Below are 25,132 nucleotides of genomic sequence, written 5' to 3'. Positions count from 1 at the left end.
AAAGTGTTAATATTGGGATTGGTCAGTGTTAATATTTTAAATTATTTTTTTATTAAATATTTATTTTGTAAACTTTATTTTAATTTTTTAGGTTTTTATTCTTTTATTAGCTTTTTGTATGTTTTTTGCGTTAATAAGCTTTACAAATAATCTTTATGAATTTATGGTTAATAATGATATAATAAACCATGTTAACTTTGTTAAAAGGAGGATTATATGTCAATAGCAAAGGCATTCTTTGAAGTGGCTGATCAACAAACAGATAAAATTGCTCAAATATATAAAGTTTGCAATGGATATGCCAATGTTACTTATGGTGACTTAAAAAATAATGTTTTAAAGTTTGCTTCCTTTTTAAAGTCAATCAATGTTAAGCATCAAGATAAAATATTTATTTGTTCCGAGAATAGAGCCGAATGGGCTGTGATAGATTTTGCAATTTTATCTTTAGGTGCCGTTGATGTTCCAAAGGGTTCTGACGTTACTCTTTTTGAAGCTAAAATTATTTTTAGCTCTGTTCTTCCAAGTGTAGTTATTTTGGAAAATTTAAATCTTCTTGATATGTTTGTTCAAATTGAATTTACAGTAAAACCAATATTTATTATTATTGAAAATTTAAACAAAGAAGACATAGTAAAGTATAGTGATTTTGAAATTTATACCTATAAAGAGTGTATTTTATTTGGAGAAAATTTAAGAAAAGATTCAGAAATTATTGAGATTGCAAGTAAAGTTGATTTTAATGACATGGCAACAATAATATATACTTCTGGAACAACGGGCCATCCAAAAGGGGTAATGCTTAGTCATGCTAACCTTCTTTATCAAGTTTCTAGTTTTAGTTTAATGGTTGATACTCGGGTGGGGCAAATATTTATGTGCATTTTGCCAATTTGGCATTCCTTTCAAAGGTCTTTTTCTTACAACATTTTTCTTAAGGGTATGGTTTGTTTATTCTCTAATATTGTTCCAAGGGCAATGCTTGATGATATTAGGAATATTAATCCTCATTATATTGCAGCTGTTCCTAGACTTTGGATTGCAATAAAGCAAAATATTTATAAAGAAGTTTCTAAAAAACCATTTATTTCTAGAATAATTTTTCATTCTTTTATAAAATTGGCATTTCTTAGTGATATTTGCTATAGGGCGGTAATGGGACTTTATCCAGATAATGGTTTTAGTTTATTTTTCCCTATAAAGAAAATTTTGGGAATATTTGGATTAGTTTGCTTATTTCCTTTTAAAGCTTTGGGGAATATTTTGATTTTTAATAAAATAAATAAGATCTTAGGCAATAATTTTGTTGTTGGAATTACTGGTGGCGGGAGCATGCCTTTGTCCGTTGTTAGATTTTTTAATTCAATTGGTATTGAGCTTGCTAATGCTTACGGATTGACAGAAACTTCACCTGGAGTGGCTTCCAATAAGCATAAAAAAGTGATTATTGGGACTTGTGGTAAAATTTTGCCTGGAACTGTTGCTGAGATTAGAGATGCCGATGGGAATAAGCTTAAAAAGCCTGGAAAAGGAATTTTGTTTGTAAAAGGGCCTCAAGTAATGCTTGGATATTATAATGACCGAGAAGCAACTTCTAGGATTATTGGTTATGATGGATTTTTAAACACAGGTGATATTGCAAAATTATCTAAGGACAATGTAGTTCAAATTATTGGCCGAGAAAAAGATACAATTGTTTTGAATAATGGAGAAAATGTTGAGCCTGCTCCAATTGAGATTAAGCTTGAAGAATCAGCATTAATAGAAAAAGCGGTTGTTGTAGGCCAAGATCAGAAATTTTTGGGCGCCCTTATTCTTCCAAATTTTGAAGAAATAAATAAATATCTAGAAAGTGCTGGGCAAAAAATTTTTGATGCTAATAATAGACACCAAATTATTGCAAATAATATTGTTCTTAAGGCTATAAATGATGAGATAAAGAAATTAATCAATAGAACTAATGGATTTAAACCTTTTGAGCAGATATTGAAGTTTGCTCTTTTGGAAAAACCATTTGAAGTTGGCAAAGAAATGTCAATTAAAATGGACATTAAGCGAAGTTATGTTTTAAATTTTTATAAAAATGAAATTAAAAATTTATTTACCTAATTATTTTAAATATAATTCAAGCTCTGTCATATCTTCCAATTTTGTATTGGGGGATATGCTTTGTTTGTAAACAAAGCCATCGCCATTTATTTTTATTTTTATGCTATTTTTATAGTATTTTAGTATGTCTAATGCTTCTCTTTTGGAAAGGTTGATAAAATTTGGTAAGTATTCTTCGTTTTTATAATTAGTGGTTGTGATTTTAGGGATTTTGATTTTTGATGGCATTTTGATTTTTTTATACGCGCTTGTATTTTGCTGGTGTTCAATAAATTCTATTATTTCTTTAGCCATTGGTGCTGCTATTCTTGTTCCATATATTATTTTTTTTGGGTATCTGTATACTATGTAAATAATATATTTTGGTTGTTCTGTGGGGTATATTGCCAAGATAGAGGAGGTATAGTCTTCTTCTGAGTATTTGCCGGTTTTTCTATCAATAGCCTGAGATGTTCCGCTTTTTGCAGAAATGTCAAGATTTTTAATTTTAAGGTTTGGAATTCCACCTTTGTTCACAACTTCTCTCATCATTTTTAAAACTTTTTGAGCTGAGCTTTTAGATATTGCTCTTTTTATTTCTTCTTTTTCAAATTCTTTAATAATTTCTTCTTTGTCGTTGCTTATTTTTTTTATTATTCTAGGTTTTAACATTATTCCATTGTTGCCTAGTATGCTTGCAGCTTGTAATATTTGAACGGCTGAAACTCCTATTTCTTGTCCAAATCCAATTGTAGCTTTACTTCGTCCTGACCATTTTGAATAATGGTTTAACAATCCTTTTGTTTCCCCGGGAAATGGGAATCCAACTTTTTTTCCAAATCCAAAATCTAAAAGTTTTTTGTAAAAGTATTCATTGCTGACTTTCTCAGTAATGTAGGCTATTCCTACATTTGATGAATAAATTAAAATTTCTGTAGAGTCAATATATTTATAAGGAGGATTTAAGGTTTTTATTGTAATTTTTTCTCCCGATGGAAATTGTTTTTGATATATTCCATTGTCTAAAAATTTTTCTCCTAAATTTAATTTTCCACTTTCTAATATTATTGCGACTGTAAAAATTTTATTAATGCTTCCAGGCTCATAGGTTAATGATGAAGAAAGATTTTTTCGCATTTCTTCAGAATATTCAGAATAAAAATTTGCATCGTATTGGGGGAATTGAACCATAGACAATATTTCTCCATTTTGTGAGTTCATTACTAAAGCAATTAAGCTTTCAGGATTATTTTCTTTAAAGTATTTTTTAGCTATTTTGCTAACACCTTGTTGTATATTCATGTCTATTGTTAAGTAGATGTTGTTTGTTTCCAATTCTTCATTTAAAAATTGTTGTTTAGTTTTATCTTTTCCCAAGATGCTATTTAAAGAAAATTCAATGCCTTCAAGGCCAAGATTATCTGTTCCTACAAAGCCAGTAATATTGCTTGTGATGTGCCTGAAAGGATAAATTCTTGTGTAATCAGGATATAAAATAATGTTTGAAAGTCTGCCCTCAGCTTGAATTCTTTTTATTAAATCGGATTCCTCTCTTTTTATTTTTCTTTTTATGTATAAAAACCCTTTATTAGAAGAAAGTTTTTCCTTTAAAATTCTTGAATCGATTTGGAGTATTGCACCAAGGGTTTCAGATGTACTTACAATATTTTCTATTTTTTGAGGATTTGTCCCAATGGAGTAGGACTTTGAAGAGAATGCTATTGGTTTACCATTTCTATCATAAATTGTTCCTCTTTTTGCAATATCATTTGATTTTAAAGATATTATGTTGTCTGGGCTGTTATTGAATGCCATTAGTGTGAAATATTTGTAAATAGTTAACAAAGTTATGCCCAAGAATATTGTTAATATTGTTTTTGCTCGATAATTGTTATTAAATATTCTTTTGGTCATGAATTTTGGACCTCTTAATTATTTTGTGAGTATATGAAATAAAAAATTATTCATTTTTTTTTGCATCTATATTATTATATGTTATTATATTCTGAAAAAGTAGATTACTATATAGCAGAGGATAATATAATGGATATTAAAACTTTAAAAGGCTTTAAGGATTATTTGCCCAAGGATTCTTTAACTCGAATTCATGTTGTCAAGCAGATATTTAGTGTTCTTAATTCTTATAATTTTGATTTAATAGATACTCCAGTTCTTGAATATTCAGAGTTGCTCTTAAAAAAGAGTGGGGATGAAGCCGAAAAGCAAATTTATAGGTTTAAAGATAATGGGGGCAGAGATGTTTCCATGAGATTTGACTTAACCGTACCTTTTGCCAGATTTATTGCTACAAATATTTCTGCTTTAAAATTTCCTTTTAGACGTTCTCAATTTGGAAAAGTTTTCAGAGGAGAAAATTCTCAAAAAGGTAGATATAGAGAATTCATGCAATTCGATTTTGATATAGTTGGAGAGGATAGCTTTAGAAGTGATGCGGAGATTCTTTCTGTTGTGTATTATGGACTTGAAGAGATTTTTTTGAATTTTATAGAAGGCATTAATAAAAAATTTATTATCCATTATTCTCACCTTGGCATATTAAATTCTTTTTTTGAAAAGTTGGGGGTTAAGGAAAAATCCCTTTTTATTTTAAGAAATATTGACAAAATAGATAAAATAGGAATTGACAAGGTTAAAGAGGTTTTACTTCTTGAAATTGAAGAAGATGCAGTAGATTCAATTTTAAATTTAGTGAATTTACAAGGTACTTTTCAAGACAAAATACAAATGTTAAAAAATATTTTAGGTGATAATGAGTCTGTTAAAAGGGTAGAAGATGTTTTTAGGCATCTTAGTTTATTAAAAATTCATGATTCTTTTAACTTAAATCTAAAAATATCGCGTGGTCTTGATTATTATACAGGGATTGTTTTTGAAGCTAAGGTTTTTGGTAGCAATATGGGCAGTGTTTGCAGCGGGGGAAGATATGACAATTTGGTTTCTTCGTTTTCAAGCTCTATTCAAAAGGTTTCAGGAGTTGGAGGATCTTTTGGTGTTGACAGAATAAAGGATATAATTGATCTTGAAAAGTTTAGTTATATTAAAATATTTGTTACTAAGGCTAGGTCTAAAGTTTTAATTGTCAACTTAGATAGTACTTTGCAAAATTATTATTATGAACTAGCTACTAGATTTAGAAATCATGATTATTCTAAGGTTAAAAATATTTCTTGTGAAGTCTATTTTAAGAATAAAAATGGTAAAAATATTAAAGAGCAGATAGAATATGCTTTAAACAAAGAGATAAGATTTTTAGTTTTTGTTGGTCAAGAAGAATACAAAGAAAATAAAATGAAAGTAAGAGATTTAACAAAAAAAGAAGAGTTACTTCTTTTTTTTGAAGAGGCAATAGATGTTATCAAATGCAATGAAAAGCTTCTGTGCACTCCTTTTTAATCTTTTGACAAAAGCCATTAAGATTAATTTGCATTTTTATCTATTTTTCTAATTGTGATTGCATTTAAGGTAAGTTTGTTCTTTTTATATTCTATCTGTCCAAGTATTTCAACATTGTCTTTAAAATCAATATCAATATCAAAGGTTGTTTTTGTTGGGATAATTCCCGAGAGTACATTTTTGTTATATCCCACATAAAAGTCAAACTGAACTATATTGTCTTTTTTTTCAATATTATTTACTACTCCTTCCCATTTCACATATACGTTTGAATAGATTGATGGATCTTTTTTAATATCTTTTAAGTTTAGGTGCTCATTAAAGCTAATAAAATCTGGTCTTGATATAAAACTTGCAAGATTTTTGGCTTTTAATTTTATTGATTCTGATGCATTTGAATTTAATATTTTATTTATTTCTACTCTTGCAAAATTATCCTTTCCTTTTTTCAAATAAATTTTAATTTTTTCGAAAGAATTTTTAATTTCTTCGCTTGTTAGTATTAATATAAATTGACCTTCTTCATTTTTTATTTTTTCTTTATTATTTATTTTAATGTCATCAATGTAAGCAGCAATGTTATTTAATTTTTTTTTTATTTCTTCGTTTTGATTTATGTACATTGTTATTTTTTGTTCATAAAAAATGAAATATATTGCTAACATTGAAATAAATAAAATTCCCCCAATTGCAATTATTATGATTAACTTTGTTAAATTTTTATCAGGTATTGCTTTAATTGTCGGGAACAATTTTTCATACAGGTTTTTATTTTTTAAAAAAACATATCCTTTGATAGGATTTTTTCGAATAATTTCAAGAGATAGCTCTGATCGATCTACTTCTTGATTTTCTTCTATCATTTTAAGCCATATTTGAATAGCTTTTTCTTCTTTTCCTTGGATTACTAAAAGTATAGCAATAGCTTGTTTTATATTGGATTCGTTTGGATTTAAAGTGTAAGCTTTTTTAAGATATGTTTGTGCATTGCCAAGGTTTCCAATGCGGAGATAAGACATTCCTAAGACATAGTGATACAAATAGTAATTTTTGTATAAGAAAATTTCTTTTTCTAGTAGCTTTATTGCTTGCGAATATTTTTTTGAATTATAGTAATAAATAGACTTATTAATAATTTTATTAGGTTCCATATATCTAGAATTTGACCCCACAATTTTCTTTTTAATATTATAATATAAGATTTTATTTTAAAAGAATAATAAGCAGAATATTGTTATTTTGCCTTAATTTCTTGTTTGACTAAAAATTGATAAATGATATAATTATAGAAAGTGTTGTAACGGGGGTTTGTATATATTTTAAAATGGTGGGGATGTGTCATCAGAAAGAATCGTTGAATTGATTAAAGAGATTTATTTAGATTTTAGAAAGGGTAATTTCAAAAAAGCTTTATCGAAATCCGAAGAAGCCCATTCTCTTGATTTTGATAACATTGAAATTTTAACAGCTTTGAAAAGCTCTGTGTATTGGAATGGTCAAGTTGAAAGCCTTGATAGAATAGGACAAGACTATGAAAAGGCAGAATTTTTAATAAGGGAATGGAATAATTTTGCAGGACGATATTTGAAAAAGATGGATTGTAATTTTGTGCAAGGTCGTAATTCTATAAAATATTTTGTGTTTCAGACTTGTCTTTATATATATAAAAATATATACAAAATGCATCCGGAAAATTTGGACCTTTTAATAAAAATTGCTAAGTCTTATAAGGGCATGGGAAATTACGAGAGAGCAATTAATGTCTTTTTGCAAATATTAGGAGATGTTAAGGACAACTCAGATGTTGTTGCAGAGCTTGCTGATTCTTATGCATTGATTGATGAAATTAAAGAGGCTAAAGTCTTATTCAGAGAGGCTTTTTTTATTAATCCTCAAAAGATAGATATATATTCTCTTGAGTCTGACATGATTTTAAGATTAATAGATCTTATTAAGCTTGACAGAAACATTTCAGATGATCTTATAAAAGAATGGATTCCTGTTTATGGCTCTCTTAATGGTGTTTTTAATATTAAAAGAGAATTAAGGCCTATAGAGCTTGGGCAGCTAAAGCAGTCTGTTTACAGCTTGCGAAATGAACTTAAAGAAAAGTCTTATAGATCAATAAATGAAAACATATTGCTTCCAAGGCTTATTAATAAATATTTTTGGCTTATTGATCATTACGTAAGAATAAAAGAAGATAGAGCTCGTATTGATGAGATTTTGTTATACATAAAAGAAATAGACCCAAGTATTTATCAACAGTATGTAAATTAGTTGCTTTATGCTAAAAAATCGATATTAGGAGAGTTTAATGTCTAATGTTACTACCATAGAGAAATTAGATAGTATTTTACAAGAAGATAAGTGGACGAGAATAGTTGTTAATAATTATTCTCTTGCCAAAATAAAAGAATTAGATGATTTAATAGATAATATAATTGATGAGGGGCTAACAGAAGATGTGCTTGATATTTGCGGCAGGCATTTAAAAGACGTTAAAAAAAGTATAGCAGGCCTTTATATTTCTGGAATGCTTATATATAGCAGGCGACCTTTAAATGATATGAATTTACTTGCCGTTATTGATTTATTTTCTCAAAACTTAAAATGGGCTCTTGTTGAACATATATGCAATGAAATGCTTTTAATTTCTGAGAATAAGCATGCTCTTTATACTCTTGCAAAAATATATGCCCAAAGCAATGAAAATGATAAGCTTCCAGGTATTTGGACTAGAATTGTTGAAGCAGATGTTGATGACACTGTGTTTGTAAGACAACTTGCTACTTATTATGAAACTATTGATTTGCAAAAATCAATTTTTTATTTTAGAAAAGCTATTTATCGATTTATTGACAAAAAACAAATGTCAGGAATCAGAGAAGTATGGGCAAAGCTTATCCATTATGTTTCAGATGATTTTGATTCTTTTTTGCTTATTTTACAAAAAATTGAAAAAGATCTTGGATTTAAAAAGGCTATAGTTCTTTATGAAGATTTGTTTGATCATTATTCTTTGACTGACAATATTGATGAGACAATAGAAATTTTAAAAGGTATTTTAAAACTTGATAATAAAAATTATAAGGCAAGAGAAAATTTAGTTAAATTTTTAAGAGAAAGATATAAAGATGTAAAGAATATTGAAGATTATCTTGTAAAGTCTGATATTGAAAACTTAGATAAAAATTTTGTTGACGTGTATTCAGACTTTGAAAAATATTTATTTTTTGCAAAAGGTAATTTTGTTTATCATCAGACTTGGTCTGTTGGAATAGTAAGGGATGTAAATGATCATGGCATTACGGTTGATTTTGTTTCTAAAAGAGGTCATTTTATTGGGTTTGATATGGCAATGTCAGCTCTTTCTCCTCTTAACAGAGAAGATATTAGAGTATTAAAGGCTGTAACGCCCAAAGAGGAACTTGCAGATAGAGTAAAAAAAGATATTGAGTGGGCTATTAAAGTTATTATAAAGAGTTATAAAGCTATTGATTTAAAAGGAATAAAAAAAGAGTTAGTGCCAAGTTTAATGACTCAAAGTTCGTGGAATTCGTGGAGCTTGAAGGCAAAGCAAATTTTAAAGGATAATCCCCATTTTGTTATGGATTCTGGTAAGCTTGATTGTTATATATATAATGAGAGATCTTCTAATTTAAATGAAAAAATGTATGATAAATTTAAAATTGAGAAAGATTTTTATAAAAGATATGAGATATTTATAAACTATTGTAATGTTAAGGGAATTGTTAAAGATTTGCATATTGAAGAAGAGATGCTTAATTATTTTTTAATTTATGTTAACAACTTTACAAAGGTTGATCATCATGTTATAAGCTCTTATGTTATTCTTAAATCTTTAGGTAATTTTTCTGAAGAATTGTTATCAAAGGTTAATATAGAAAAAGATGTTAATTTAGAATCTCTTTTAAAGGAATATCCAAAAGGAATAGTGGATCTTTTTGATTCAATTTTGAATGCAGAAATTAAAAAAGAATTGGTTGTTTTAATTAAAAAAGAGCTTAGCAATTGGATTTTGTACTATAAGGAACTTTTTCCCCATTCTGTTAATAAAAAATTGGTTGAATCACTTTACAAAGAAGATCCTAGAGAAGTGGAAAAATTATTTAATTATGTTATAAAAAATTATAAGATCTATAAAGATGCTTATATTTGGATTTTGAAGCACTTTAAAGCGTATTCTATTAGCTTAAGCTATTCAGATTCGGATCTTTTAGCCAATTTGATTAAAATATTAACAGACAGTGTTATCAAAATTAATAATAAAAACAATTCTGTTGCAAGTAAAAGAATTTATAAAATGGTAATCAATCTTTTGGTTAAAGATGGATATCTTAAATCAGTATTAGAGTGTGTGAGAGATGAAGAGCTTGCAAAGAGAGTTTATATGACTTGTTTTTATGTTAAAGATTTTCCTCCTAAGGATCTTTTAGATGTTAAGTCTATAATAAGGCAATTGTTTGATTCGGTTGAGTTTGAAGATGAAAAGATGCAGCTTTCAGGTGAGAGAATGGAAACTGGATTTTTAACCATATTGAGTTCTTTGAATAAAAAGCAAAAAGAGCTTAAATATTTAAAAGAAGTTGAGATTCCGGAAAATTCAAAAGAAATTGGGAAAGCTCGTGAACTTGGTGATTTAAAAGAAAATGCTGAATATCATTCTGCTAAGGAAAAACAACAGTTTTTGACAAAAAGATTAAACTCCTTAATGTTGGAAATAGAGAATGCAAAAGTTATAGACACTAAAGATCTGCAAAGCTCTGTTGTTGGTTTTGGAACTAAAGTTATCATTTTAAATGAAATTACAGGTAAAGAAGAATCTTATTTGATACTTGGACCTTGGGAATCAAACCCTGATGAAGGTATTATTTCATACAAATCACCTTTTGGAGAAAACTTGCTTGATTCTAGAGAAGGGGATAGTCTTAATTTTGTTATAAACAACACTAATTTTAAATATTTTGTAAAAAAAATAGAACCTATAAAATTTAGCTAGGAAAATTTAAGAATGTCAAAGTTAAAGGAAAAAAAAGAAAAAATTGTTGTTAACATGGAGAAAGCAAATAAAGAAGAAGTCGTTGAGCTTGCAAGGGCTCAAATAGAAAAAACCTTTGGAAAAGGAAGTCTTATTAAGATGGGAGAATCTCCTATTGGAAAAGGCATAAAGGTTATGTCAAGTGGATCTATTCTATTAGATGAAGCTCTTAGCATTGGTGGGTATCCCATAGGTCGCATAATAGAAATCTTTGGTCCTGAGTCCTCTGGTAAAACTACTTTAACCCTTCAGGCAATTGCTGAGGTACAAAAAGAGGGGGGTATAGCTGCTTTTATTGATGCTGGACATGCTTTTGATCCTGTTTATGCAAAAGCTTTGGGGGTTAATGTTTCAGAGCTTTGGCTTAGCCAGCCTGATACCGGAGAGCAAGCTCTTGAAATTGTTGAACATTTAATCAGAAGCGGTGGTATTGACTTGATTGTAGTTGATTCTGTGGCAGCCTTAACGCCTAAGTTAGAGATAGATGGAGAAATGGGAGATTTTCAAATTGGTCTTCAAGCAAGGTTAATTAGTAAGGCCCTTAGAAAGATTACTGGCATACTTTCCAAATCTAATACTTGCATTATGTTTATTAATCAAATAAGAATGAGGATTGGTGTTATGTTTGGCAATCCCGAGACTACTACTGGTGGGAATGCTTTAAAGTTTTATGCATCTCTTAGGCTTGAGGTTAGAAAAATTGAACAAGTAACCAGATCAGGCTCAAGTGATAATGTTATTGGTAATAAGATTAGAGTTAAAATTGTGAAGAATAAGGTTGCTCCACCTTTTCGTAAGGTAGAATTGATAATTTATTTTGGGGAAGGTATTTCCAGAGAGGCTGGTATTTTAGATGCTGCTATTAAGTACAATTTAATACAAAGAGCAGGCTCTTGGTATTCGTTCGCAGATAATAAGTTGGGGCAAGGTAGAGAGAGTGTTATTAAGTATCTTGCTAAAGAAGTAGAGCTTACAAATGATTTGGATAAGAGACTTAGAAAAATAATTTTTAATAATTTTGCTCAGAAGGATGTTGATTTTGTTGAATTTAAGGAAGATGAATTTGAGTAGTAGGAAAAATTAAATGTCGGAATTGGATAGCTACTCTATCAGTCTTGATGCTTTTACAGGTGGAATAGAGCTTTTTTTTGAATATGTTAGTATAAATAGGCATGTTTTAAGAACTTTAAGTTTAAATCAAATAATTGAAGAATTTATAGTTGTTTCAAGCGATCTTAATATAAGTATTAGGGGGCTTATTGATTTTTTTTATCTTGCTAATAGTTTGTTTTATTGGAAAACTCAAATTTTATTTCCATTAAAACTTGAATTCAATGATAAAGCAGATCGAAAAGTTGTTGAAAGATTAATATCTTATAGCAAGAATAGGGAAAATGAAAAATTACAGTTAAATCAAATCAATAATTTTAAGCCTTATGACTCAAAAATGATTGAAGATTTTATTTTTGGCAATAGTAGTAATTTTGTTAAAAACATTAGTACTATTGCTAATAAGAAGAAGAAAAATTTAAAGAGAAAGTCTAGTGTATTGAAGGAAAAAATTATTAATAAAAATTTTTTGTGTAATAAAAAATTTAAAGTTGTTTGCAATGAATATGAATTGAAAATTTTTGAGAAAAAAAGGAAAATTATTTCTATTTTAAATAAAGAGAGTAGCGTCATTTTTGATTCTCTTTTAGATTTTAATGCTAACAATTATTCTTTTGAAAGATTTTCTTATTTTTTAGTATCTCTTGAGTGTAAAATGCTTAATATTGTAAATTTGGGGTATTTGAATAATAAATTGGTATTGTATCGAGGTTGTAAAATTAATGATTGCACTTAAAACTCTCAGAGTTCATGTGTTTTTAGCTGAAAAGGGAGTAGGATCAAGAAGATTTTGCGAGGAGCTTATAAGAAGGAAGCTTGTAAGAGTTAATGACTCTATTGCTAAGCTTGGAGATAAAGTGGCCTTAGGGGATAGGATAATTTATAATAAACAGATTTTTGTTTTTAAAGATTCTCAAATTAAGGATAGAATTTATCTAGCTCTTAACAAGCCTAAAAATTATTTATGTTCCAATTTAGATGCTGATGGGAGAAAGTTAGCAATATCTTTAGTCCAGCCTTTGTTTAAAGAGCGTGTATTTTCAATCGGTAGGCTTGATTTTAAAAGTTCTGGACTTTTATTGTTTACTAATGATGGCAAATTTGCAAATGATGTTATTCATCCAAGGCAAAAAATTGAAAGAGAATATATTATTGAATCAAAAAAAGATATTGATGAAAATTTACTTATTTCTTTTAAATTAGGCATAAAGGTAGAAAAAGAGTTTTTTAAATTAAAATCTTATGAAATTTTAAATAAAAATTCTGCTAGATTGATTTTGGACGAAGGGAAAAATAGGGAAATAAGAAAAGTGTTTTTAAGCAAGAATATTTTTTTAAAAAAAATTCACAGAATTAGAATTGGCAATATTAGTTTGGACAATTTAAAAGAAGGTCAAGTAAAAATTATTCCTTTGGTTAAGATAAATAGGTTAAAATCTAGGCTGGAGAAGTTAAATGATAATAGCAATTGATGGGCCTTCAGCATCAGGGAAAAGTTCAATTGCAAGAGTGCTTGGTGTAAAATTAGGCTATAAATTTATTAGCTCTGGGTATCTTTATAGAATAATAACTTTAATTGCCCAAAGATCTCTTATGAGTAGCTATGACTTTGTTAGTGAGAATAGACTTTTAAATTTGATTCTTGAGAATGATATAAGTTTTAATGATTCTAGTTTTTTGCTTAATGGAGAAAATGTTGAAAGTCAAATTTTAAATGATAAGATTGATTTTCAAGTTTCTTTTTATTCTTCTTATATTGGAATAAGAAACATTGTAAATAAAAAATTAAGAGAGGTTGTTAAATTTAGTTATGATAATTATATAATAGAAGGTAGAGATATTACTACTATTGTTTTTCCAGAATCTGAATTCAAAATATATCTTGACGCTTCTGTTAAAGTTAGAGCTTTGAGGCGATATAAGCAAAGAAATGGAAATGAGACTTTAGAAGAATTAGAGCGCACTCTTAAAATAAGAGATGACGTTGATAAGAGAAAACAATATGGTAAGTTAAAGTTATCAAAAGGGGTTTTTTACCTCGATACAAGCCACAAAGGATTAGACGATGTATGTAATATTATAATAGAAAAGTTTAATTTGAAAAAAGTAAGAGAGAGGTGAGAATGGAAAATCAAAAAGATTTACAAGAAAATTATTTGAAAGTACTTGAAAGAGTAGAGCTTGGAAGTCGTGTTTCTGGAACGATTGTTAACATTATGAAAGATTACGTTCTAGTAGATATTGGTTATAAATCGGAAGGTTTTGTCAAGATTGAAGAATTTGAAAATGTTCCCAAAATTGGTGATAAACTTGAAGCAATTGTTGTAAGAATAGGCGGAGAATTGGGTTTGATTTTAAGTGTTGAAAAGCTTGATTCTTTAAATTTTCAAGATAAAGTAAATGAATATATTCAAAATAAAAAAATAATTAAAGGTAAAGTATTAGTTGAGCTTTCAAATGGTTATAAGATTCAAATTAATGAGAATGTTTCTGGTTTTATGCCTTTTTATTTAAGCTCTAAATCTAAGGATGAGAAATTAAAAAGAGGTTCTATTGTGGAGTTTTATATCCTTGAGGCAAGCGAGTCGGATGGTTTAAAGCTTATTCTTGATAGGCGTACTTTAGAAAGAGAAAGGGAACTTGCTAAAAGAATAGCGCTAGTAACTTCTTATAGTGAAGAAGATGTTGTTGATGGTGTAGTTGACCGCATTACAGAATATGGTGCAATTGTAAAAATTAAAAATTTTGTTACAGGAATTTTGCATAAGAGAAATATTGCCTTTAATCAAGTTGGAAATATTGAAGATTTTGTTAGAGTTGGTGATAAGTTAAAGTTGAAAATTATTAAGATAAATCCACAAACAGGCAAAATGGAATTATCCCTTAAGGCGTTAAAAGTAAATCCTTGGGATTCTGTAGATATTAAATATAAAATTGATAGCATTGTAAAAGGGAAAGTTGTAAAAATTTTACCTTTTGGAGCTGTTATTGAGCTTGACAGCGAATTGTCGGGGTTTTTGCATATAAGCAATTTTTCTTGGATAAGAGTAATAAAGAGTCCTCAAGAGTTAATAAAACTTGGTCAGATAGTGGAAGTTAAAATTTTAGAAATAGACAAAGAAAATCAAAAAATATCGCTTGGTATTAAGCAGATTAATGAGAATCCTTGGGAGAGATTAACTGAGAAATATCCTATTGGAAGGGTTATTCAAGGAGTTGTTACCAACATTACAAAAACAGGCGCTTTTGTAAATATTGAAGAAGGGATAGATGCTTATGTAAGCAAGTTTGATATTTCTTGGCTTGAAGAGATTGATCCTGAAGAATATTTTAAGATAGGCGATGTAGTAAATGGCAAAGTGCTTGAAGTTGACAAACGAAAGAGAAATGTTAGATTGGGGATTAAGCAGCTAGAAGAGAGCCCTTGGGAAGATTTTTCTAAAAGCTATAAAAAAGGTGATACTATTGAAGTTGAGATTGTAGAGAAAAAGTCAAAAGGCTTTTAAGTAAGAGTTTATAATAAAATCATGGGATTTATTAGTAAAATTCAACTTGGAGATACAAAAGAATCTAGTTTAGAAACTTTTGAGAAACTAAACATTGGGGATAAGCTTAAAGTGGTAATAACAAGTATTGATTCTAAAGACAAATCAGTGCTGCTCTCTTATAGGGAATATGAAAATCAAAGATCAAGAGAAGAAATTTCTTCTTATTTATTTAACGGCAATGATGAGGAATCTTATAAGCCATTTGAAAATTTACTTAAGAGGAATGAATGATGACTAGGAATAATCTTTTGGTTTTATTTATTGTTATTGTTTTTGTGTTTGTATCTATTATTATTGTTTTTTATAGTTCTTTAGGCAAAGATTATGTAAAGACTGGTGGAGAAATAGTAGAAAATCTTGAAAAGGATTTAAATGATTATTTAAAAGAAAATGATGCTAAAGAGAGAGAAAAAATATCTCTTAGGATCAAGGAACTTGTTTTAAAGGAAAAAGAAATTTCATCTTACTTTATTTCAAGGTTTTATTTAGCTAGAGCTGTTTATTTGCAAAGTCAAGCACAGTATGATGAGGCTATTAAGGATTTGGATGTTGTTATTAAGGCAAAAGGCATTGAAAGTGAAATTGCTTTTCTAAGTAAAGCTGCAGTTTATGAAAAAATGGGATTAAAAGAAGACGCTTTATTAGTTTATGAGGAGTTTATTAAAAGCACTAGTTTAGGGTTTTTAAAGGTAAGAGCTCTTTTGAGTAAAGCAATATTGATTGAAGAAAAGGATAAGAACCTTGCTATAAAAGTATATGAAGAGATTGTTAAGTTTCCTTATGAAAATAATTTATATGTAAATATAGCAAATAACAAAATTTTAGAACTTAAGCAAAATTAATTTGTATTTTTGAGGGAGATTTTATAATTTTTTTTATCTTATATTTTTCATTTTGTTTAGTTATTTTGGGATGTGGCCTTGACAATATTTTGATACTTCCTTCGCCAGAAAAGATTGATAATCGAATTTCAAGAGATTCTGTGGCCTTTTTTTTGCCAGCAGGTTATTTTTCTAATCAGGCCGCTGAAAAATTAAGAGGTTTTGATATATATTACAAGTTTTATCCAGAAGGCGCTAATTATCATATAAGTAGCTTTCAGAAAAGCGTTGAAAAAGATTTTGAAGCCCTAAAGGGAGTTTTTGATAATGTTAATGAATTTAATAATAGGGGATTTTATAAAATAAATTTGAGTCCTACTACTTATTCAGGCAAACCTATTTTTAAATTAAAAAAAGAATGGGTTGATAGCAAATTGCCTTTATATTTTGAAATAAATTTTGGAGAATTGAGAAAAGATGTCCCCGGTGAGGCTTTCATTATTGTGAGAAATGGAAATTCTTCTTCGTCGCCAATTATTTTTGAGAGGAAAAACATATATAGGTCTTACATTAATAAGGGGGAATATATAGGCTTTTCGAAATCTATTAAAAAGTCTAATTTGTTAGACAAAGAGAAAAGGCCAATTGATCTTAAGCATATAAATGACGATTTTTTTACAAAAGAGATTGCTCCTAAATATAATTTGGCAATTTTTGTTATGGGTGTGGGTAGCATTGTTGATGATGCATATAGTGTTCTTATTAATCTTGGAGATTTATCAGGATTTAGTTTATCTAACTAGTTGGTTTTAAGGGAGAAGGAACATGATAGTATTTTTTTCTCATTTGATTTTAACAAACATTATTATTTCTTTTTTAGTAAGCTTTTTTGTTATATTTTTAAATATATTGAATTTCAAGTTTTTAGTAGTTTATTTAATAAGTTTTTTAGGTGGCATTGTATTTTTATTTTTCATTCCTTTTTTCTATTCTGATTATTATGAAAGGCAAATAGATCTTATTCTTTATTTATTTCCTATTTTAGGTTCAGTTATTCTAATAGGGTTGATTAAATTCTCAGAGAGAAATAAGAACGATTTGTAAAAGAACGATTTTTTAAAAAAGTTTAGGGATTAATTTAACTTTTAATGTTCTTTTGTTAATATGTTTTATTTTATTGATATTATTTTTTAATAATTTTATTATAGTGTTTATTTTTAATGTAGTGGACTTATTAATTTGATTGTTTTATTATATTCATAAAAGAGATTATAATTTCCGCTATGTGTTATCATAGTGAGTAAAAGAGAAGGATAGTAGGAGGTTGATTTGGCAGTTATTACGATGAAGAGCTTGTTGGAGGCTGGAGTGCATTTTGGCCACCAGGTAAAAAGACTTGATCCTAGAATGAAAAGATTTATTTTTTCTGAGAGAAATGAAATACATATTTTAGATCTTCAAAAGACTTTGCAGGGCATTAAAGATTCTTATGAGCTTGTTCAAAGTGTGATAAAAGATGGCAAAAAGGTGCTTTTTGTTGGTACGAAAAAACAAGCTAGTGAGATAATCGAACAAGAAGCAAGAAGAAGTGATATGCCATATGTAAACAACAGATGGCTTGGGGGCATGCTTTCTAATTTTAATACGATTAGGAAATCTGTTCAAAAATTAAAAAAATTAGAAAAGATGGAAGTTGATGGAACTTTTGATATGATAAGTAAGAAAGAGATTTCACAGCTTAATCGTGAAAAATTAAAATTAGCTAAAAATTTAACAGGTATCAAAGATATGGAAACACTTCCCGGTGTTATTTTTATCATTGATCCTAAGCGAGAACAAATAGCTATTAATGAGGCTAGAAAATTAAAAATTCCAATTATTTCAGTGGTTGATACAAATTGTAATCCAGATGTTATCGATTGTCCAATTCCAGGCAATGATGACGCTATTCGTTCTGTTGCCTTGTTCACAAAAATCATATCAGATGCTATTTTGGAAAGTGATAAAGAGGTTGGTATTCAAATAATTGAAAATTTGAATGAAGAAGACTTGATGAAAGAAATTGAAATAAAAAATGATAAAAGAGATTCTATTGGAGAAGGGGGAGAATAATTTATGAGCACTATTAGTCCTCAAGATGTAAAAAAGCTTCGAGAAGAAACTAATGCTGGTTTTGGAGATTGTAAAAAAGCTTTAGCTGCTGCTGGTGGAGACTTTGGTTTGGCTAAAAAAAAACTTAGAGAAATGGGAATTGCGTCTGCCGAGAAAAGGCTTGGTCGAGATGCAAATGAAGGTAGAGTATTCTCATATTTTAACAATATTTATGCCGGTCTTTTGCTTATTTCTTGTGAGACAGACTTTGTTGCTTTAAATCATAATTTTGTTAATTTAGGCAATTCTTTAATTAAGGAATTGGTAGAGAGCGGAAAAAATTTTTTAAACACTTCTCAAGAGTTAGAGCTTAAAAATTTAGCAGCTACAATAAAAGAAAATATTCAGGTTAAAAAAATTTTTATTACCGAAATTCAATCTAATGAATTTGTAAAAATTTATTTGCATGGTGAACAATCTAAGATAGGTGTTTTGGTTAAATTAAAAGTAGATGATTTTTCTAAAGCTGAAGAGAAAATGTTGCAAAATTTTGCTATGGATTTAGCTTTGCATGTGGCTGCATTTGCTCCTATTTATTTGAAAAATGATGATGCTTGTCCAAATTATATTAAAGAGCAAGAAGAGATATTTGCCAAACAATTAGAATCTAGTGGTAAGCCAGAAAACATAGTTAAAGGCATAATTGAGGGAAAAATAAAAAAACATCTTGCTGAAATTTCTCTTCTTGAACAAGGTTTTGTAAAAAATGATAAAATCACTGTGAGGGAAATGTTGGAAGAGATTTCAAAGGCAATTTCAAGCAAGATAGAAATAGTTGAATTTAAGTATTTAAGAATAGGTTAGATTATTTACTGCTTTTTTGTCAGCAAGGGGGAGTTTATATGGAAGATTATAAGGCTTTTTTAGATGAAAAGATGAATAAAGTTCTTTTATCGCTTGATAATGAATATAAAATACTAAGAACGGGCAGAATTAATAGCAATATTTTTGATAAAGTTTTTATTCAATATCACGGGCAAAGAACACCTATAACCCAAGTGTCAAGTATTAGAATTCCTGAAGCAAGGCTTGTTGTTATTCAGCCTTGGGATAAAAGTATCTTGAATAAGATAGAACAAGCTATACTTAATTCTGATCTTTCTATGAATCCTTCAAGTGATGGTTCAGTTATTAGAATTAAGGTCCCGGCCTTAACTAGTGAAAGACGACAAGAGATTGTGAAGCATGCTAAAAAAATAGCCGAAGAGCATAAAATTTCAACTAGAAATATAAGGCAGGATTTAAAAAATAGAGTTAAAAAGCAAGAAAAAGAATCAGAAATTACAGAGGACAGTTTAAAAAAAATTTTAGATGATATTCAAAAATCTACAGATATTTATATTAAAAAAATAGATGCAATTTTAGAATCTAAAATTCAAGAAATAATGGAAGTTTAAAAGCCTATGGATGAGAATTCTCTCCCAAGTCATGTTGGAATCATCATGGATGGCAATAGAAGGTGGGCTTTAAGCAAGAGATTGTCTTTTTTGAACGGTTATCAAGAGGGTTTAAAAAGAGCAAAAGAAATAATTGAGTATTCTTTAAAGGTGGGTATCAAATATTTATCCTTTTATGTATTTTCTACTGAAAATTGGAAAAGGGATGATTGTGAGATAGAAGAGTTAATGTTTTTAATTGCTAAATATTTGAGAGCTGAGTTTAATTTTTATAAAAAAAATGGAATAAAAATAATAGTTTCAGGAGATGTTGAGTCTTTAGGTGAAGAAGTAAAAAGTGCGATAAAAGCTTCTGTTAGCTTTTCTAAAAATTTTAACAATCTTATTTTAAATTTAGCAATCAATTATGGGGGCCGCAATGAAATACTTAGAGCTGTTAAGAAATTTGTTTCAAGTGATTTTGATTTAGAGTCTTTAGATGAGAATGCTTTTTACAATTTTTTGGACAATCCAGAGTTGCCCGATCTTGATCTTTTAATACGTACAGGTGGAAACATTAGAATAAGTAATTTTTTCTTATGGAGGATTGCTTATTCTGAATTAATTTTTTCAGATGTCTTGTGGCCTGATTATTATGGCAGTAAGTATAGTAAGGATTTGGAATGTTTTCAATTTAGAAAAAGAAGTTTTGGGAGATGATTTGTTGAGTAAGATTAAGAGATTCGCTTTTTTTGCAAGGCTGGGAACATTTCTATTTTTTGTTCCTTTGATTTTATTTTTAATATTTTTAGATTTTAAAAATTATTTATTTCTTAATATTTTAATTTTTATATTTAGCGGTTTTTCAGCAAAAGAAGTTAACGATTTATTAAAATTAAAATTTAAATCGTCAGGACTTTCGGATATATTATCTTTTTTTTTAGGGTGTATTCCTCCAATTTTAACTTATATTCATTTTAATGTTTTTTATTTAGGCGTTACTGTAGTATATTACTTGATTATAGCCTTAGTGTTTAGTAATTGGATTGTGAATTTGGCGTTTATCAAAGAACACGAAATTGGGAATTTTTTGGCTCAAGCAACGTCAATACTTTTTATACTTATATATCCCGGAGTGCTAATGTCTTTTACTGTTGCTATTACAACTTTGCCCAAGGCCCCATTTTTAATGCTAATACTTTTTGCTATGGTAAGTGGAAATGATACTTTTGCATATCTTTTTGGCTATTTTTTAGGGGAAAACAGCTATCGACCTACTATTATTAGCCCAAATAAAACATTAATGGGGTTTTTTGGGGGCATTTTGTTTTCTGTGCTTACTGCTATATTTGCGGTAATTTTTAGATTAATAAATTTAAGTTATGGAGAATCTATTATTTTGGGCATTTTGATTGGAGTTTTTACCATTATTGGTGATTTGTTTGAATCTGGATTAAAGCGGAGTGCTGGAGTAAAAGATTCTGGTAAAATCATTCCTGGCAGAGGCGGGGCTCTTGATTCAATTGATTCTTTTCTTTTGACAGGCCCAATATTTTATTTATACTTATCTCAGTGATTTTTGGAGGGAATTATGTATATTCTTTTTAGTGTGCTGGCTCTTAGTTTTATAATATTTATCCATGAGCTAGGGCACTTTTTATTTGCTAAACTTTTTAAAGTTAAGGTTGAAGTTTTTTCTGTGGGCATAGGTCCTAGCATATTAAAGTTTAAGATTAATGATACTGAGTATAGGCTTTCTCCAATTCTTCTAGGGGGATACTGTAAGCTTAAGGGATTTGATCACTTAGAAAAGGAGCTTAAGGCAAATAAAGAATTAGAAGCGGACAAAGACTCTTTGTTTGGAATTTCACATTTTAAAAGAATTTTAATATATTTTGCAGGCCCTTTGTTTAATTTAATTTTTTCATTTATTGTTTTCATTTTTATAAGCATGGCAGGCGTTATATACTTTGATTATTCTTCAAGAGTTAGTATTTTAGATAAAAATTCTTTTTTAAAAGCTAAATTTAGAGATGGTGATGTTATATTAAAGGTTAATAATAAAAAAATTGAATATTTCTCTGATTTGAGAAAAATTCTTCCTGAAGAAAAATCTACAGTTACATTTAATGTTTTAAGAGGAAAAGAAAATGTTACTTTTAAAGAGACTATTGGTTTGCAAGATTTTTTAAAAGGAATTGGCCCCTGGATTGACCTTGTAGTGGCAGATGTAGTTTTAAATTCGCCTGCTAAGATTGCGGGAATAAAATCGGGTGACAAAATAATTAGCATTGATAATATTTTTTTGGAAAATAAAAGAGATTTAGATGATTTGCTTAAGAATTTAAATTCGGATGTTGTGGAGATTAAATTTGATAGGAATGGAGAAATCTTTTCTTCAAAATTAGTATTTCAAGATAAAAATAAAATGATTGGAGTATATTTTTCGCCATCCTTAAAAAGGATAATTAAAGTAGAAAATGTTTCAAGTGCCGTTAAAAATTCTTTTTTTAAAGTTGTTAATGCTTTGCAAGACATTTTGTATTCTATTTTTTTGTTGATAACAAATTTTTTAAATACTTCTAAGAGTGTATCAGGTCCTGTTGGGATTGTTGGTATACTTTCTTCGTCCTATTCTTTAGGACTGTTGTATTGGATTAATAGCATTTCTTTCTTGAGTTTAATTCTTGCCGGCATGAATCTGTTTTTTATTGTAATACCTGTTTTTGACGGAGGGCAAATTTTTATTAGCTTTATTGAACTTTTGCGTGGGAAAAGATTTAAGGCCAAAACCATTTATTATTTTTATAGCTTTGGCATTTTCTTTGCGCTGTTTCTTTTTAGTTTAGGCCTTTTTAATGATTTAAAGGGTCTTTTAAATATATTTAATTAAAAATTTAATTAAATATATTTTTTAGAAGTTAGAAATGTATTTTAGCATAAGCCAAAAGTGAGATGCTGATGCAATTATTATTAATATATGAAATACATCATGCATTTTCATATTAATTGTTGGATTAAATTTTTTACTTAATATGTATACTATTCCGCCTATTGTATATACAATTCCGCCAAAAACTAGCCAAAAAAATCCTTTTTCTTCAAGTGCCTTGTAAATGGGCTTAATCCTTAAAAGGATGATCCACCCCATGATTATAAATATAGATCCATTAAACCAACCAGGGCTATTTGTAAATATTGCCTTGAAAATGATCCCGATTATAGCTAGACTCCACACTATACACAATATTATTATTCCGGATTTGTTTGGCACAAGAATTGCACATGCAGGGGTATATGTTCCTGCTATTAGAATAAATATTGAAATATGGTCGAATTTTCTAAAGATTTTTTTTATTTTACTTCCTTTGGGAAATATGTGGTAAAGAGTGCTCATTGAATACAATAGAGTCATTGAAAATCCGTAAATAAAAAATACAAACATATGTAAATCTTTTTTCTTAATGGCAGATATTGTCATAAGAATTGTTGTTCCAATTATAGACAGAATGATTCCCAAAAGATGCGATATAGAACTAAAAAGTTCATTTTTCGGTATTTTGCCTGTATTAATATCACTTAATGAGTAATTTTTAAGTTTGTTTTCTGTAAGCACAACTTTTTCTCCATTTTATCATTTTTTTATAAAAATTATATAATACATTACTTTAATTCTAAGTTTTTCTCAAGATTAAATTAAATCTTGCTTGATTTGTCTAATCGCATTATTTTATTATTATTGGGTTTGTTTTATAAGCAAAGTTTTTTTTTGTAAAAAAAGCTTTATAATAGATAGTGTTTGCTGAAATTAGCATTGGAGAGGCTTAGCATGATTAATTTTATTAAAATAATTAACTTTTCAAGTTTGCAAAAATTTTCTAAAGCACTACGAGTGCCTATTTCTATTTTACCAATTTCATGTTTATTGATTGGTATTGGATCTGTATTTTCAAATTCTTCTAATATTGTTTATATTGATAAAATCTTTTTTCAAGATGTTTTAGGCTTAATGAAAGCTATAGGCAATGCTATTCTTCTCAATATGCCTTTAATCTTTTCTATTGGAATTGCCATTGGAGTTGCAAGAATGGGGCAGGGAACAGCTGCTTTGGGGGGGCTTATTGGTTATTTGACATTTAATATTACTGAGAATTATTTTATTGAGACTTTCTCAGGACTTGTTGAAGCAGAGGCAATGTCTTCTGTGGGGCGTATAAATTTTCTTGGTGTTCAAACTTTAAATACGGGAATTGCAGGGTCTTTGGCGGTAGGACTTGTAGTTGGTTATTTGCATAACAAATTTTATAATATGAAACTGCCAAAGCCTTTTATTTTTTTTTCAGAGTGTCATTTTGTGCCTATAGTAATTATTTTGCCTTTTTGTGTTATTTTAGCTATATTTTTTTGTTTAATTTGGTCAACTTTTGACAAGTTAATTGCATCTTTAGGTGCATTTGTTTTTAAGTTTGAATATTTTGGTAGTTTTCTTTATGGATTTTTAAATAGGTTGTTATTGCCTTTGGGATTGCATTCTATTTTATCTTTTCCTTTTGAGTTTACTTCTTTAGGGGGAGTGGAGGTAGTTAATGGTAATACTGTTAGAGGTCTTAAGAATATATTTTACGCTCAGCTGTTAGATCCATCGCTTAGTAAATATTCATCAGGTTTTGCTAAGATTAGCAGTGGCTTTTATCTTTCTATTATGTTTGGACTACCTGGAGCAGCATTAGGAGTTTACAAAGGTATTGTTCATGAAGATAAAAGCAAGGTTGCAGCTCTTCTTTTTTCTGGGGCTTTGACTGCTTTTTTGACAGGAATAACTGAGCCTTTAGAATTTTTATTTATTTTCACAGCGCCTTTGCTTTATTTTGTTCATGCTGTTTATTCAGGATTTGCATTGTTGCTTGCTAATTTTTTTGATGTTACTATTGGAAATACTTTTTCTACTGGATTTTTGGATTTTTTTATGTTTGGAATACTTCAAGGGAATTCTAAGACAAATTGGATTAGTGTAATACCTTTAGGGGCAATCTTTTTTGTTCTTTATTATTTTACTTTTAGTTGGCTTTATAGATATTTTGATTTTCAGATATTTATTGCAGATGATCCATTTTTTGAAGGCCAAGAGGGTAAATTAGAGAGTCTAGGTATTGCTCATCTTTTAATTCAAGGGCTTGGTGGATTTGATAATATTACAAAGCTTGATGTTTGTTCTACAAGATTACATGTAGATGTTGTTAATACTGAACTTGTTGATAATAATTTGCTTAAAGAGGCTGGAGTTCTTAAGGTAGGATTTGTTAATGGCAAGGTTCAGCTTTTTTATGGATCTAATGTATATTATATTAAAAAAGCTGTTGATACTTATTCTCCAAAAAGTCTGTTTGAAGCTAGTGTTATGGTTGCAGTTGATAATGTAAAAAAAGGCTTTAAGACTTATATTGAAATGAAAGAAGACAAAAAACTTGAGAAGCAAGGCAAATTGGGAAAAACTTATAAGCTTAGCGAATCAGAATCGGAAGAAGATTAAGCATTGAGATTATGTTTTATTTACATTTTTCT

Annotated in this window: 21 protein-coding genes and 1 pseudogene; 19 read left to right on the top strand and 3 right to left on the bottom strand. The window is 28.6% G+C overall.

Going from position 1 to position 25,132, the window contains the following annotated elements; genetic code table 11:
• Positions 1 to 216: 216 nt before the first annotated feature.
• Positions 217 to 2,109: an AMP-binding protein gene (locus DB723_RS00670; protein ID WP_151551385.1), complete on the top strand. Its 1,893-nt coding sequence runs from the start codon at positions 217 to 219 to the stop codon at positions 2,107 to 2,109.
• Here DB723_RS00670 and DB723_RS00665 read toward each other — a convergent pair whose 3' ends face one another.
• Positions 2,110 to 4,002, bottom strand: a complete 1,893-nt coding sequence (locus DB723_RS00665; protein WP_151551384.1) for a penicillin-binding protein — start codon at positions 4,000 to 4,002, stop codon at positions 2,110 to 2,112.
• A 129-nt stretch (positions 4,003 to 4,131) separates the two neighbouring features.
• Between DB723_RS00665 and hisS the strand changes: the two genes are divergently transcribed.
• The gene (gene hisS / locus DB723_RS00660; RefSeq protein ID WP_151551382.1) at positions 4,132 to 5,502 is read left to right on the top strand and encodes a histidine--tRNA ligase; all 1,371 of its coding nucleotides are present in this window, start codon (positions 4,132 to 4,134) and stop codon (positions 5,500 to 5,502) included.
• Between the two features lie 23 nt (positions 5,503 to 5,525).
• On the opposite strand, the gene DB723_RS00655 is transcribed toward hisS, so the two are convergent.
• Positions 5,526 to 6,653 (bottom strand): tetratricopeptide repeat protein, encoded by a 1,128-nt coding sequence (locus tag DB723_RS00655; RefSeq protein ID WP_151551381.1) that lies wholly within the window; start codon positions 6,651 to 6,653, stop codon positions 5,526 to 5,528.
• 184 nt (positions 6,654 to 6,837) lie between these two features.
• Here DB723_RS00655 and DB723_RS00650 point away from each other — a divergent pair, with 184 nt between their 5' ends.
• From DB723_RS00650 to rseP, 16 genes and pseudogenes are all read left to right on the top strand, one after another.
• A complete protein-coding gene (locus DB723_RS00650) occupies positions 6,838 to 7,782 on the top strand; it encodes a tetratricopeptide repeat protein (protein ID WP_151551380.1) in 945 nt (314 codons plus the stop codon).
• Positions 7,783 to 7,819: 37 nt separating this feature from the next.
• The gene (gene greA, locus DB723_RS00645) at positions 7,820 to 10,525 is read left to right on the top strand and encodes a transcription elongation factor GreA (protein WP_151551378.1); all 2,706 of its coding nucleotides are present in this window, start codon (positions 7,820 to 7,822) and stop codon (positions 10,523 to 10,525) included.
• Between the two features lie 12 nt (positions 10,526 to 10,537).
• A complete protein-coding gene (gene recA / locus DB723_RS00640; RefSeq protein WP_151551377.1) occupies positions 10,538 to 11,635 on the top strand; it encodes a recombinase RecA in 1,098 nt (365 codons plus the stop codon).
• Positions 11,636 to 11,648: 13 nt separating this feature from the next.
• Positions 11,649 to 12,410 carry a hypothetical protein gene (locus DB723_RS00635; RefSeq protein WP_151551376.1) on the top strand — a complete coding sequence of 254 codons (762 nt, stop codon included), beginning with the start codon at positions 11,649 to 11,651 and terminating at the stop codon, positions 12,408 to 12,410.
• Positions 12,397 to 13,146, top strand: a complete 750-nt coding sequence (locus tag DB723_RS00630; RefSeq protein ID WP_151551374.1) for a pseudouridine synthase — start codon at positions 12,397 to 12,399, stop codon at positions 13,144 to 13,146. The genes DB723_RS00635 and DB723_RS00630 overlap by 14 nt, the downstream gene beginning before the upstream one ends.
• A complete protein-coding gene (cmk, locus tag DB723_RS00625; protein WP_151551373.1) occupies positions 13,130 to 13,795 on the top strand; it encodes a (d)CMP kinase in 666 nt (221 codons plus the stop codon). The genes DB723_RS00630 and cmk overlap by 17 nt, the downstream gene beginning before the upstream one ends.
• 2 nt (positions 13,796 to 13,797) lie before the next feature.
• Positions 13,798 to 15,453 (top strand): annotated as a pseudogene (locus tag DB723_RS00620) (30S ribosomal protein S1).
• Complete coding sequence (locus DB723_RS00615) at positions 15,453 to 16,064, top strand: tetratricopeptide repeat protein (RefSeq protein WP_151551372.1); 612 nt, start codon at positions 15,453 to 15,455, stop codon at positions 16,062 to 16,064. Before DB723_RS00620 ends, DB723_RS00615 begins: the two are co-directional and overlap by 1 nt.
• An 86-nt stretch (positions 16,065 to 16,150) precedes the next feature.
• On the top strand, positions 16,151 to 16,846 hold the full coding sequence (locus tag DB723_RS00610) for a hypothetical protein (RefSeq protein ID WP_151552897.1): 696 nt from the start codon (positions 16,151 to 16,153) through the stop codon (positions 16,844 to 16,846).
• A 22-nt stretch (positions 16,847 to 16,868) separates the two neighbouring features.
• Complete coding sequence (locus DB723_RS00605; protein ID WP_151551370.1) at positions 16,869 to 17,147, top strand: hypothetical protein; 279 nt, start codon at positions 16,869 to 16,871, stop codon at positions 17,145 to 17,147.
• Positions 17,148 to 17,372: 225 nt separating this feature from the next.
• Entirely contained in the window at positions 17,373 to 18,155 is a 783-nt protein-coding gene (gene rpsB, locus DB723_RS00600) for a 30S ribosomal protein S2 (RefSeq protein ID WP_151551368.1), read from the top strand.
• Between the two features lie 3 nt (positions 18,156 to 18,158).
• Positions 18,159 to 18,998, top strand: coding sequence for a translation elongation factor Ts (gene tsf / locus DB723_RS00595; protein WP_151551366.1), 840 nt, complete (start codon positions 18,159 to 18,161; stop codon positions 18,996 to 18,998).
• Positions 18,999 to 19,036: 38 nt separating this feature from the next.
• On the top strand, positions 19,037 to 19,591 hold the full coding sequence (gene frr / locus DB723_RS00590) for a ribosome recycling factor (protein ID WP_151551364.1): 555 nt from the start codon (positions 19,037 to 19,039) through the stop codon (positions 19,589 to 19,591).
• Between the two features lie 6 nt (positions 19,592 to 19,597).
• Complete coding sequence (gene uppS / locus DB723_RS00585) at positions 19,598 to 20,290, top strand: polyprenyl diphosphate synthase (protein WP_151551362.1); 693 nt, start codon at positions 19,598 to 19,600, stop codon at positions 20,288 to 20,290.
• 1 nt (position 20,291) lies between these two features.
• Entirely contained in the window at positions 20,292 to 21,146 is an 855-nt protein-coding gene (locus DB723_RS00580; protein ID WP_228459393.1) for a phosphatidate cytidylyltransferase, read from the top strand.
• A gap of 15 nt (positions 21,147 to 21,161) precedes the next feature.
• Complete coding sequence (rseP, locus tag DB723_RS00575) at positions 21,162 to 22,463, top strand: RIP metalloprotease RseP (protein WP_151551360.1); 1,302 nt, start codon at positions 21,162 to 21,164, stop codon at positions 22,461 to 22,463.
• A gap of 21 nt (positions 22,464 to 22,484) precedes the next feature.
• Here rseP and trhA read toward each other — a convergent pair whose 3' ends face one another.
• Positions 22,485 to 23,186 carry a PAQR family membrane homeostasis protein TrhA gene (gene trhA / locus DB723_RS00570; RefSeq protein WP_151551358.1) on the bottom strand — a complete coding sequence of 234 codons (702 nt, stop codon included), beginning with the start codon at positions 23,184 to 23,186 and terminating at the stop codon, positions 22,485 to 22,487.
• Between the two features lie 213 nt (positions 23,187 to 23,399).
• Here trhA and DB723_RS00565 point away from each other — a divergent pair, with 213 nt between their 5' ends.
• Positions 23,400 to 25,100, top strand: a complete 1,701-nt coding sequence (locus DB723_RS00565; RefSeq protein WP_151551356.1) for a PTS transporter subunit EIIC — start codon at positions 23,400 to 23,402, stop codon at positions 25,098 to 25,100.
• Positions 25,101 to 25,132: the final 32 nt, after the last annotated feature.

The sequence above is a fragment of the Borrelia maritima genome (assembly GCF_008931845.1).
Classification (GTDB): Bacteria; Spirochaetota; Spirochaetia; order Borreliales; family Borreliaceae; genus Borreliella; species Borreliella maritima.
The sequence above is the reverse complement of the archived record's forward strand: the minus strand, read 5'-3'. Positions and strand labels throughout refer to the sequence as shown.

Excerpts from the sequence above, each read along its gene's own strand:
- DB723_RS00670 (WP_151551385.1), top strand. The coding sequence starts at position 217 with ATGTCAATAGCAAAGGCATTCTTTGAAGTGGCTGATCAACAAACAGAT.
- greA (WP_151551378.1), top strand. The coding sequence starts at position 7,820 with ATGTCTAATGTTACTACCATAGAGAAATTAGATAGTATTTTACAAGAA.
- DB723_RS00605 (WP_151551370.1), top strand. The coding sequence starts at position 16,869 with ATGATAGTATTTTTTTCTCATTTGATTTTAACAAACATTATTATTTCT.
- uppS (WP_151551362.1), top strand. The coding sequence starts at position 19,598 with ATGGATGAGAATTCTCTCCCAAGTCATGTTGGAATCATCATGGATGGC.
- rseP (WP_151551360.1), top strand. The coding sequence starts at position 21,162 with ATGTATATTCTTTTTAGTGTGCTGGCTCTTAGTTTTATAATATTTATC.
- DB723_RS00635 (WP_151551376.1), top strand. The coding sequence starts at position 11,649 with ATGTCGGAATTGGATAGCTACTCTATCAGTCTTGATGCTTTTACAGGT.
- cmk (WP_151551373.1), top strand. The coding sequence starts at position 13,130 with ATGATAATAGCAATTGATGGGCCTTCAGCATCAGGGAAAAGTTCAATT.
- DB723_RS00630 (WP_151551374.1), top strand. The coding sequence starts at position 12,397 with ATGATTGCACTTAAAACTCTCAGAGTTCATGTGTTTTTAGCTGAAAAG.
- tsf (WP_151551366.1), top strand. The coding sequence starts at position 18,159 with ATGAGCACTATTAGTCCTCAAGATGTAAAAAAGCTTCGAGAAGAAACT.
- DB723_RS00615 (WP_151551372.1), top strand. The coding sequence starts at position 15,453 with ATGACTAGGAATAATCTTTTGGTTTTATTTATTGTTATTGTTTTTGTG.
- frr (WP_151551364.1), top strand. The coding sequence starts at position 19,037 with ATGGAAGATTATAAGGCTTTTTTAGATGAAAAGATGAATAAAGTTCTT.
- DB723_RS00665 (WP_151551384.1), bottom strand. The coding sequence starts at position 4,002 with ATGACCAAAAGAATATTTAATAACAATTATCGAGCAAAAACAATATTA.
- recA (WP_151551377.1), top strand. The coding sequence starts at position 10,538 with ATGTCAAAGTTAAAGGAAAAAAAAGAAAAAATTGTTGTTAACATGGAG.
- DB723_RS00655 (WP_151551381.1), bottom strand. The coding sequence starts at position 6,653 with ATGGAACCTAATAAAATTATTAATAAGTCTATTTATTACTATAATTCA.
- hisS (WP_151551382.1), top strand. The coding sequence starts at position 4,132 with ATGGATATTAAAACTTTAAAAGGCTTTAAGGATTATTTGCCCAAGGAT.
- DB723_RS00565 (WP_151551356.1), top strand. The coding sequence starts at position 23,400 with ATGATTAATTTTATTAAAATAATTAACTTTTCAAGTTTGCAAAAATTT.